Consider the following 3234-nt stretch of genomic DNA (forward strand, 5'->3'; position numbering starts at 1 on the left):
GCCCCCCGTGCTCCGCGTCACAGCGCCCGGCCGTGCGCCGCGTACTCCTCCACCAGCGCTGCCGTGTCGGCCCCGGTCAGCGGCGTGTACGCACCGCGCTCCCGCGCCCACCACACCGGGTCGGCGCAGCGGAACCCCTCGCGGCGCAGGGCCACCCGGTGCACCTTGTTCGTCGCCGTCGCCGGCATCCGGGGGACGACGCGCACGAAGCGCGGGGCCATCTTGGTGCCCAGGTCCGGCTGCGCGGCGAGGAACCGGGCGAACGCGGCCGGGGAGAACGCCGCGCCCTCGCGCAGCGCGACCGCCGCCATCACCTGGTCGCCCGCCACCGGGTCCGGTACGGCGTAGACCGCGACGGCCGCCGCGTCCGCCCAGCGGGCCAGGATGTTCTCGATCATCGCGGCGGCCAGGTTCTCGCCGTCCACCCGCAGGCGGTCGTCCGTCCGGCCCGCGAAGTGCAGGAAGCCGGCCGCGTCGCGGAAGAAGAGGTCACCGGTCCAGTACCAGCCGCCCCGGCGGCGTTCCGCCTCCGCCGCCTCGTTGCGCCAGTACCCCTCGAAGGGATTCGGGCCCCGGTTCACCAGCTCGCCTATCGCCTCCGAGCCGTTCAGGAGGCGGCCTCGCGCGTCCAGCACGCCGGGCGGCCGTTCCTCGCCCGTCGCCGGGTCGACCACGGCGAGGTCGTCACCCGGCGCCGCGCGCCCGACGGCGCCGGGCGGTGTGTCCGGGGTCCGCCGGATCGCGGCGCCGCCCTCCGAGGAGCCGTACCCCTCGACGAGGCGCACCCCGAACCGCGCCTCGAAGCGGGCCGCGTCGACCGCGCCCGCCTCGGTGCCGAAGCCGAGCCGCAGCGAGTGGTCCCGGTCGTCGGGGCGCTCGGGGGTGGCCAGCAGGTACTGGACGGCCCGGCCGACGTAGGTGAAGTACGTCGCGCCGTACTCCCGTACGTCGTCCAGGAACCGGGACGCCGAGAAGCGCCGCCGCAGGCCGATGCCGGCGCGCCCGGCGAGGGCGGGAGCCCAGTCCGCGATCACCGCGTTGCCGTGGAACATGGGCATGCAGATGTAGTGCACGTCGTCGGGCCGGACGCGGAAGTGCGCGGCGAGCGAGGCGCCCGCCGCCGCGAGGCGCCCCTGGGTGCAGATCGCGGCCTTGGGCGCGCCGGTCGAGCCGGAGGTGAAGTACAGGAGCAGGCGGCTGCCGGGAGCGGGGCCGCCGGCGAGGGTCGCGCTGCCCGGCGTCGCACCGGCACAGGCGCGCAGGCGCTGCTCGTACGCGTCGGTGCCGGTGACCAGGACGCGTACGCCCGGCAGGTCGAGGCCGTCGAGCAGCGGCAGGTGGGCCCGTTCGGTGACCAGCACCCGGCAGTCGGTGTGCAGGACGTCGCGGGCGAGTTCGGCGCCGCGCCTGGTCGGGTTGACGCCGGCGACGGCGGCCCCCGCGAGGGCCGCCGCGCTGAGCCACAGCGGGTACTCCGGCGTGTTGTCGAGCAGCACGGCGACGTGCGGCTCGGCTCCCCGTGGCAGCAGATCCACGAGGAGCGCGGCCCGCGCGGCGGCGCCCGCGGCGACCTGGTGGTGGCTGAGAACCAGATCCCCGGATCTCAGCCCCGGCCGATGGTCGCCCCATTGGCGCTGTACGAGCTCCGCGACGGTGCCTGCGCTCCCCATGGCGCCGGAGGTTAGCTGACCCTACGTCAGAACTGAACGTCGGAGCAGGCGTAGAACGCGTTGGTGGTGTCCGCCACGTTCCAGACCGCCAGGATGATGTGACGCCCGGTCTTCTGGGTCGGGACCGTGCCCTGGTGGGTCAGGGTGGACGGCGGCTGCTGGCCGCCGTACGGCACCGTCATGAACGGCTGCGATTCCAGAGCCGCCCGGGTGAGCGGCCTGCTGGAGTCCCAGCCGTTCTTGGTGATGTAGTACCTGAAGTCGCTGGTGGCGTGCCGGGCGGTGAACTGCCAGCGGAAGCCGTAGCCCTGTCCGGCGGTGAGCCTGGTGGCGGGCCAGGCACCTCCGCGCGGGTCGTCGAGCTGGGCGAACTGGCCGTTGCCGCCGGAGCAGATCTTGCCGTCCGCCGGGCCGGAGGCGGGGAATCCCTTCGGCCCTTCGACGCTCTGCGGTTCCCATTGGATGTTGCCGCAGCCGGTCACCGTGCCGTTGGCACAGAGTTTCTGACGGCTGATCGGGGCGTCGGTGTAGCCGTGGCTGCTCGCGCTGCCGGTGGCGAGGAAGGACACCCCGGCCATCGCGAGGCCGACGACGGCCGCACCTGTCTTTATTCGCATGCTTGCTCCTGAACGTGGGGGCAGTTCTGTGAGCTGTGCTGCGCGCGTTGTCTTGCGGTCTAGACCAAGTTCCAATGTATTAACAGGTCATGAACATGTCCAGACCAATCGCGGAGGCGTTCACAGTCCCTCCCCGCGGCCCGTGTAGAAGGCCACCGTCAGGTCCTTCACGAGCGCCTTGCGCTCGTAGTCGTCCAGTTCGACCAGCCCGCGCGAGGTCAGCCGCGTCACCGTGTCGTCCACCGCGTCCACCACCGACGACAGCACGCTGTCCCGGTGCTGCGCGTCGAGCGCCGCGACCCGCCTGCGCCGCATCGCCGCCGCGACCTCGGGGGCGTACTCGATCCGCGTCGGCTGCACCGAGAAGACGTCGATGCCGACCGGCGCCGCCTCCGCCGCCAGCATCCCGGTCAGCGCGCCGCCGACCGCCTCCGCGTCGCGCAGGGTCGGCGCGCTGTCGTGGAAGGCGTCGGCCGGAAGCTGCGACAGCACCCGCGCCATGGCCGCCTCCACCTGCTCGCGCAGGTACTGGACGTGGTCCTCGACCGCGAGCACCGCCCGCGCCGTGTCCTTGATCCGCCACACCACGAGCACCACCACCCGCAGCGCCACCCCGTTCGCGTCGACGGCCTCCATCGGTTCGCTGCGCCAGTGCCGCAGCCGTACGTCGACCCGGCGGCGCAGCAGCAGCGGGCTCACCCACACCAGGCCGCTGCGGCGCACGGTGCCCCGGTAGTCGCCGAACAGCGAGAGCACCCACGCGTGTCCGACCCGCCCCCGGGCCAGACCGCCGAACGCGAACAGCACGACCGTCACCAGCGCGGCCAGCACCGCCCAGGTCCCGAGCGCGATCCCGTCGTACGGACGCAGGGGCAGCCCGAGCAGTACGGCCGCCGGCGGCGGCACCGCCCCCGTCCACCACACCAGCGCCGCACCAGCCGCGAGCC

At 73.7% G+C, this 3234-nt stretch carries 3 protein-coding genes; all 3 read right to left on the reverse strand.

Going from position 1 to position 3234, the window contains the following annotated elements:
- Positions 1-17 precede the first annotated feature (17 nt).
- On the reverse strand, positions 18-1670 hold the full coding sequence (locus tag E2E34_RS32755) for an AMP-binding protein (protein WP_138905473.1): 1653 nt from the start codon (positions 1668-1670) through the stop codon (positions 18-20).
- A gap of 26 nt (positions 1671-1696) precedes the next feature.
- Positions 1697-2287 carry a lytic polysaccharide monooxygenase auxiliary activity family 9 protein gene (locus E2E34_RS32760; RefSeq protein ID WP_138905474.1) on the reverse strand — a complete coding sequence of 197 codons (591 nt, stop codon included), beginning with the start codon at positions 2285-2287 and terminating at the stop codon, positions 1697-1699.
- Between the two features lie 120 nt (positions 2288-2407).
- The coding region (locus tag E2E34_RS32765; RefSeq protein WP_244316357.1) for an SPFH domain-containing protein at positions 2408-3234 on the reverse strand (827 nt) is incomplete at its 5' end.

Origin of the sequence: Streptomyces albidochromogenes (assembly GCF_005981925.1) — a bacterium.
Lineage (GTDB): Bacteria > Actinomycetota > Actinomycetes > Streptomycetales > Streptomycetaceae > Streptomyces > Streptomyces albidochromogenes.